This is a genomic window from Cylindrospermopsis sp. CR12 (assembly GCF_001432185.1).
Lineage (GTDB): Bacteria > Cyanobacteriota > Cyanobacteriia > Cyanobacteriales > Nostocaceae > Raphidiopsis > Raphidiopsis raciborskii.
Map to the genome: position 1 here is coordinate 1 of NZ_LMVE01000054.1, position 7,900 is coordinate 7,900.

General features: G+C 42.1%; 5 protein-coding genes and 1 pseudogene. 5 read left to right on the forward strand and 1 reads right to left on the reverse strand.

Annotation, left to right across the window (positions count from 1 at the left end; translation table 11 throughout):
* The 5 genes and pseudogenes from ASL19_RS07595 to ASL19_RS07615 all read left to right on the forward strand — a co-directional run.
* Window positions 1-199: pseudogene (locus ASL19_RS07595) on the forward strand (hypothetical protein); the annotation flags it as partial.
* A 29-nt stretch (window positions 200-228) separates the two neighbouring features.
* Window positions 229-2,259 (forward strand): class I SAM-dependent DNA methyltransferase, encoded by a 2,031-nt coding sequence (locus tag ASL19_RS07600; RefSeq protein WP_057177875.1) that lies wholly within the window; start codon window positions 229-231, stop codon window positions 2,257-2,259.
* Window positions 2,260-2,639: 380 nt separating this feature from the next.
* The gene (locus ASL19_RS07605) at window positions 2,640-3,572 is read left to right on the forward strand and encodes a restriction endonuclease subunit S (protein WP_161808586.1); all 933 of its coding nucleotides are present in this window, start codon (window positions 2,640-2,642) and stop codon (window positions 3,570-3,572) included.
* A gap of 46 nt (window positions 3,573-3,618) precedes the next feature.
* Window positions 3,619-6,570: a type I restriction endonuclease subunit R gene (locus ASL19_RS07610; RefSeq protein ID WP_057177877.1), complete on the forward strand. Its 2,952-nt coding sequence runs from the start codon at window positions 3,619-3,621 to the stop codon at window positions 6,568-6,570.
* Window positions 6,571-6,595: 25 nt separating this feature from the next.
* Window positions 6,596-7,096: a dihydrofolate reductase gene (locus tag ASL19_RS07615; RefSeq protein ID WP_057177878.1), complete on the forward strand. Its 501-nt coding sequence runs from the start codon at window positions 6,596-6,598 to the stop codon at window positions 7,094-7,096.
* A gap of 124 nt (window positions 7,097-7,220) precedes the next feature.
* On the opposite strand, the gene ASL19_RS07620 is transcribed toward ASL19_RS07615, so the two are convergent.
* Window positions 7,221-7,787: a Uma2 family endonuclease gene (locus ASL19_RS07620; protein ID WP_057177879.1), complete on the reverse strand. Its 567-nt coding sequence runs from the start codon at window positions 7,785-7,787 to the stop codon at window positions 7,221-7,223.
* Window positions 7,788-7,900: the final 113 nt, after the last annotated feature.

Consider the following 7,900-nt stretch of genomic DNA (forward strand, 5'->3'; position numbering starts at 1 on the left):
GCGAGCAGAAGCGATCGCATCTCAGGAACGCCTAGCCAAAGAACAGGAACGAGAAGCTAAAGAGCGAGCAGAAGCGATCGCATCTCAGGAACGCCTAGCCAAAGAACAGGAACGAGAAGCTAAAGAACAGGAGCGCCAACAAAAAGAAAAACTAGCTGCTTATCTACGTTCCCTTGGGATTGACCCAGAGAAAATATAAAATCCTGATCTATAAATACAAGTATTATTATGCAAAATTTTGGAGAAAAGGTCAATTTCATTTGGAGTATCGCCGATCTTATCCGGGATACCTTTAAGCGTGGCAAGTATCAAGATGTTATTCTGCCTTTTACCGTGTTACGTCGCCTCGACTGCGTACTTCAACCAACCAAAGTGGAGGTCTTAGAAGCCTACAACCATTACAAAAACAAACTAGATAACCTGGACTCCTTCCTGTGCAAGAAATCGGGCTTTGCTTTCTACAACAGCGCCCCCTACGACTTTCAGAAGCTGCTAGATGATCCCAAGCACCTTGCTGCTAATTTGAAACTATACATTAACAGCTTTAGTGCCAATATGCGCGAAGTGTTGGAGAAATTTGACTTTCCCAACACCATTGATAAGCTGGAACAGTCGGAGCTGCTATTTTTGGTTACTGAGCGGTTTAAGAATATAGACCTACATCCGGACAAAGTTTCTAATCTGGAGATGGGATATATATTTGAGGAGTTAATCCGTAAATTCAATGAGGCCCTGGATGAAAATCCGGGAGAACACTTCACACCGAGGGAGGTTATCCAGTTGATGGTCAACCTCATCTTCGCTCAGGATAAAGCCCAATTGAGCCAGGAATACATTAACCGCACAGTTTGCGATCCTTGCTGCGGTTCAGGAGGAATGCTGACTATTGCCAAAGATCGCATCCTCGAACTCAATTCCAAAGCTCAAGTATTTCTTTTTGGACAGGAAGTGAATCCGGAAACCTTTGCGGTGTGCAAATCCGATCTGTATATGAAGAGCATAGATGGCAAAGATGCTGAAAATATTAAATTTGGCAGTACTCTTTCCCATGATCAGCACAGCGACAGAACCTTTGACTATCTCCTGGCCAATCCACCCTACGGAAAAGATTGGAAGCGGGACAAAGATGCAGTGGAAGCGGAAGCGCAAAAACCAGGTGGTCGTTTTTCAGCAGGAACACCACGCATAAGTGATGGTCAACTCCTATTTTTGCAGCACATGCTCTCACGTATGAAACCGGTTGAGCAGGGTGGAAGTCGCGTGGCCATAGTGATGAATGGTTCGCCATTGTTTACCGGAGATGCGGGAAGTGGCGAGAGCGAGATTCGGCGGTGGATTTTGGAGAATGACTGGTTAGAAGCGATCGCAGCTTTGCCCGAGCAGCTTTTTTATAACACGGGTATTGCCACATACATCTGGGTTCTAACCAACCACAAGTCTCCTGAGAGAAAAGGGAAGGTGCAACTCATTAACGCCTCTGAGTTTTGGATACCGATGCGGAAGAGTTTAGGGAGTAAGCGACGGGAGGTCAGTTCCCAGTATATTGAGGAGATAACCAGAATTTTCCAGAGTTTTGAGTCTTCAGAAGTCAGCAAGATTTTTGACACTCAAGATTTTGGTTATCGTAAAATTACTGTTGAGCGTCCCCTGCGATTAAACTTTCAGGCATCACCGGAGCGCATAGTAAGGATTAAGGAGCAACCTGGATTTATTAGTTTAGCGGTAAGCAAGAAAAAGAGCGCCGAGGTAAAGGCAACTGAGGAACAGGCTGGCAGGGAGCAGCAGAGGCTAATTTTGGACATGCTTTATAACTTACCAGATACATTATATAAAGATCGTGACCAATTTGAGAAGGTGTTAAAGAAAGCGATAAAGTCCCAAGGATTAACGATAGGAGCGCCGGTTTACAAGGCAATTCTTGCTGCACTTTCTGAGCGAGACGACACCGGGAAGGTTTGTGAGGATAAGCAGGGACATCCTGAAGCTGATTCTGAGTTAAGAGATACTGAGAATGTGCCACTCAAGGAGGATATTAGGGAGTATTTTCAGCGGGAAGTGGCCCCCCATGTATCTGATGCGTGGATTAGCGAGAGCGTGCGGGATGTTAAGGATGGAGAGATTGGCAAGGTGGGCTATGAAATTAATTTCAACCGGTATTTTTATAAGTATGAGCCCCCACGGGCGTTAGAGGAGATTGAAGCGGAAATTAAGGCAATTGAAGGGGATATACTGGAAATGTTGCGGGAGGTAGCAGGATGAGTGAGGTAGAGATTAAGCAGGAGAGGGGATGGAAGCGGTATCCAGCGTATAAGGATTCTGGGGTTGAGTGGTTGGGGAAAATTCCAGAACATTGGGAGGTGAAGAGACTTAAGTATATATCACGTCTTACGTATGGTGATTCATTATCAGGTGATACCAAGGGACTTGGTGATATTCCGGTCTATGGATCAAATGGATTAGTTGGAATTCAGAGGGCTCTGGCTCCTAATACATTTGCGCCCTGTATTATTATAGGAAGAAAAGGTTCATGTGGCAAAATTACATATTCTGAAAGCTGTGTATTTGCTATAGATACGACATATTTTATCGATGCAAGAACTGTCAATTCAAGTATATGCTTAAAATGGTTGTTTTATGTTTTGTCACTACTAGAGCTTGATAAGAGTTCTCAGGATACTGGTGTTCCAGGATTAAGTCGAGAGTTTGCACATAATCAACTACTCCCTTGGACAGGACTTATTCAACAACAAGCGATCGCCCAATTCCTAGATAGAGAAACTGTCAAAATAGACACCTTGATTGCCAAGAAGGAGCGATTAATCGAACTTCTCAAGGAGAAGCGCACCGCACTGATTAGCCATGCGGTCACTAAGGGACTAAATCCTGATGCTCCGATGAAGGATTCTGGGATTGAGTGGTTGGGGGAAATTCCAGAACATTGGGAAATAATGCCAATTAAGTTCGCCTTAGCTATACCAATAACTGATGGACCGCATGAAACCCCCGAACTACATGATGAAGGTATTCCATTTATTTCCGCTGAGTCGATTAAGAATGATCGGATAGACTTCGATAAAAAGCGAGGATTTATATCACCAGAAGAGCATAAAAGATTTTCTAGAAAATACAAGCCTCAATATGGAGATGTCTATATGGTTAAATCGGGAGCAACTACTGGTAATGTTGCGAGAGTAGAAACAGAGGAAGAATTTAATATATGGTCACCTTTAGCCGTATTACGCCCAGACACACATATAACGACAACTAATTTTTTGTTTTATGCGATGAAATCAAAACCATTTTTTTACTCTGTAGAGTTAAGTTGGAGCTTTGGGACTCAGCAGAATATAGGAATGGGAGTGATATCAAACATAAGAATAGTCATCCCCCCCCTCACTGAACAACAAGCGATCGCCCAATTCCTAGATAGAGAAACTGCCAAAATCGACACCCTAGTCACCAAGACCCGCATCAGTATTGACAAACTCAAAGAATACCGAACATCCCTCATCTCAGCCGCTGTCACAGGTAAAATTGATATAAGAGAGAATCTAACTCCATCACCCAATTAATACAACCCCAATACACCTGAAAAAATATCAAAAAATTAAATCCCAAATGATCGACACCTCAGAAAAAAACCTTGAAAACACCATCGAAACAAGCCTCCTGCAAAACGGTTACCAGCGCCGCACCTCCAGAGATTACCACCCCGCCCTCTCCCTCATCACCCAGGATGTGCTTAACTTCATCCAAGTCACCCAACCAAAAGAGTGGCAGAAATTTACAACCCAATATGGTGATGACGCGGATAACAAACTCCTAAAACGCCTGGACGAAGTCATCAAAAACCGAGGCACCTTAGAAGTCCTCCGCAAAGGTATCAAAGCCAATGGCTGCCGTTTTCAACTTGCCTACTTCCAACCCAATACCAGACTCAATCAAGAAACCCAAAAACTCTATCAGGCTAATTTATTTACTGTTGCCAGACAACTCCACTATAGCCAGAAAACGCCCACCAAAAGCCTGGATCTGGTCCTCTTCCTCAATGGACTACCCCTCTTCACCGCTGAGCTAAAAAACCCCTTTAAAGGTCAAAACGTGGAACATGCTATCAAACAGTACCGCACCGACCGGGATCCCAAAGAACCACTCTTTAGCCTTGGCGTTTGTCTCTCCCACTTTGCCATAGACCCGGATCTGGTCTATATGACCACCCACCTTCAGGGCGATAAAACCCATTTCCTACCCTTCAACCAGGGGAACTGTGGAGGAGCGGGAAACCCACCCTCCACCCTTAGTTTCAGCACCGCTTACCTATGGGAAAAAACCTGGCAAAAAAATAGTGTCCTAGATCTCATCCAGAACTTTATCACCCTGGTTGAAGGAGAAGACGACAAGGGGAGGAAAACAGGGAAAAAGAAACTCATCTTCCCCCGCTATCACCAACTTGATACAGTACGTCGTTTGTTAGAGGATGCCAAGTCCCAAGGCCCGGGAAAATCCTACCTCATCCAACACAGCGCCGGGAGTGGTAAAAGTAATTCCATTGCCTGGCTTGCTCACGGACTTTCTAGCCTCCATAACTCCCAATATCAGCTGGTGTTTGATTCCATCATCGTCATTACCGATCGCCGGGTCTTGGATCGCCAATTACAACGAACCATCCGTCAGTTTGAAGACACTCCCGGATTGGTTGAGAATATTGACAAGACCTCCCACCAACTCAAAGAGGCCCTGGAATTAGGAAAAAAAATCATTGTCACCACCTTGCAAAAATTCCCAGTTATCGTTGACCAGATCCAGTCCCTCACGGGGAAGCGATTTGCAGTAATTGTAGATGAGGCTCACTCCTCCCAAACTGGGGAAAGTACCAAAAAGCTCAAATCTGTATTAAGTGCCACAAGCCTAGAAGCAGCAGAAGCGGAAGAAAGTAAGGAAGAAGAGGATTTAGAAGATCGTATTGTTGCTGAGGCGAAAAAACGCGGGAGAATTCCTAACCTAAGCTACTTTGCCTTCACTGCGACCCCCAAAGCCAAAACACTAGAGTTATTTGGCACAAAACAACCCGATGGTAGCTTTGCTCCCTTTAGCCTCTACTCCATGCGCCAAGCCATTGAGGAAGGTTTTATTTTAGATGTACTGGAAAACTATACTACCTATAACACATATTTTAATCTTCTCAAAACTATTGAAACCGATCCAAATTATGATCGGAAAAAAGCCGTATCCCTACTGCGAAACTTTGTCGAATTGCACCCACACACAATTAATCAGAAGGTGGCGATTATTATGGAGCATTTTCATGAGAAAGTTGCCCACCAAATTGATGGCAAAGCCAAAGCCATGATTGTTACCCGTTCCAGGCTACATGCAGTACGTTACAAGCAAGAATTAGATGAGTATATTCGCCAAAATGGCTATCCCTATCAGTCCCTAGTCGCTTTTACGGGAACAGTCAAGGATGGTGGAGAATTTACTGAGACCAATATGAACTCCAGGTCTTCGGGTATACATATTGCCGACAATGCAACCGCAGAAACCTTTAACCAACCTTCCTATCACTTTTTGGTAGTGGCTAATAAATTCCAGACTGGTTTTGATCAGCCACTACTAGTAGCAATGTATGTGGATAAGAAATTGAGTGGAGTAAATGCGGTGCAGACCCTTTCGCGCCTGAACCGAACACATCCCAATAAATTGGGAACAATCGTACTAGACTTTGCCAACGAAGCATCGGAGATAAAGAAGGCTTTTGAAGAGTATTACGATCGCACAATTCTAAGTGAGTCTACTGATCCCAACCAGCTTTATGACCTTCAGTCCCAACTTGGTGACTACGGTTTTTATGGACAAAAGGAGGTAGATTCTTTTGCCGAGATTTATTATGGAAAACAGGAGACACAGGATAAATTATACACTGTTTTAGCACCCGTAGTAGAGCAATATAAAGAAGCTACAGTAGAAGAGCAATTTAACTTTCGGGGTCAGCTTCAAGATTTCATCCGATTATATGCTTTTATATCCCAACTATTACCTATTCCAGACGGGGAGCTAGAAAAATTCTATGAATTTTTTCGCCACCTAATCCGTAAGCTACCTATTAAAACCCATACCCTTCCCCTGGAAGTGCAGACAAACATCGAATTAAAATCTTACCGCATCCAAAAGACCCATAAAGGCAAAATTGAACTAGAAAGAGGAGTGAGAGAAACAAGAGGTAATTATTCCATAGGAGCAAGTAAACCATCCACAGAGAACATAGAACCTCTTTCAAAAATCATTCAAGAAATCAATCAGCAATTTGGCACTGATTTCACTGACAATGAACGGGTATTTATTAAGCAATTAGAAGATAAACTAGACGAAAGTAATCCCTTGAAATTAAGCTTCAAAGTGAACACTCCTGAAAACATAAGACTTGTTTTCGATAACCTCACCAATGACCTGATGCAGGATATGATAGAAACTAATTTTAATTTCTATAAGCAGTTTAGTGATGATCGAGAATTCAAAAATCACCTTCTGGAACTTTTGTTCAAACGGTATGTAGAGCGAATAAACAGTTAACCTTTAGCAAGGAATATCATCCGTTATGACTCTTATTAGTCTCATAGCTGCCATTTCCCAAGATCGTATTTTATCTGATTCCAAAAACGAACACATTCGCGGGGGTATTCCCTGGGATATTCCTAGTGATGGACGTTATTTTAAAGAAACTACCTGGCGACATCCTGTAATTATGGGTCGTAAAACCTATGCCACCTTCAATCATCCATTACCAAATCGTACTAATATTATTGTAACTAAAAACACTGACTATCAAGCGCCAGGATGTGTAGTTTTTCATTCTTTAGAGGAAGCAATTAAATGGAGCAAAATGAGTGAAACAGAAGAGATATTTATTGCTGGTGGAGAGCAAATATATACCCAGGCTATGGAATTTGCGAACAAGCTATATTTGACCATTGTGGAAGGGAATTTTGAAGGTGATATACATTTTCCTGAATTTAGCAATTTTGGCAAATTAACCAAAGAAGAAAAATTAGAAGAAAATGGTTTTAAGTTTAAGTTTATAGAAATTGAACGTCAATAACTTTGGGAATAGTGCTGGGATTATATTTATAATCATCTGCAATTATTTCACCTTATACGCCAAGTCTAACGTAGGTTGGGTTTTCTCAACCCAACATTATCATCTTAAATCAAGTTATCCTGGCTCATCTTAAAATCTCATTTACAGTTAACTTGACCTCGGCAAATAAGGGGGAACAAATCACTTCATCATCCATAAAAACCCGCTCCTCATACAAACCTTCCACCCACTCCAAAACAGTCACTTTTTGCCCGATTGGATCAACAATCCAATATTCATTAATACCTCGCGCTGCATACTCAGAACGCTTGTAACGATAATCTCGCTTTTCTTGATTAGGACTTACCACTTCAACTACCAATAAAGGGGGTGGCATATCCATTAAAATTAGAGAGCGTGTAGCATTTTGCATCACCTGTGCCAACTCTTCAGAAAATACCACCAAATCAGGAACACGCACCCCCACCATGCGACTATTTACCACTATTTCCGTTTTCATACTCAAGCGGTAATAGGGAATACCTAATTGAGAAAAATAGATTAATAAAAACACCGCTATGCGCCGATTGATTTCACTTTCAAAAGGCATAAGAATTATTTCCCCATTTTCCAATTCATATAAATAATCTGTCCCATCATCATAATTAAGAAATTCTTCAAAAGTCATCTTTTTAGCAGTAGTAGCTACCATGAAAATTACTCCTATAAAATATAAATTAACCCAATTTTAGCACTTGTTTTTGGTTTTGTGTTGGTTTTTAAAAAGGGTAGAAGGTAGGTTGAGTTGAAGCATGAAACCCAACA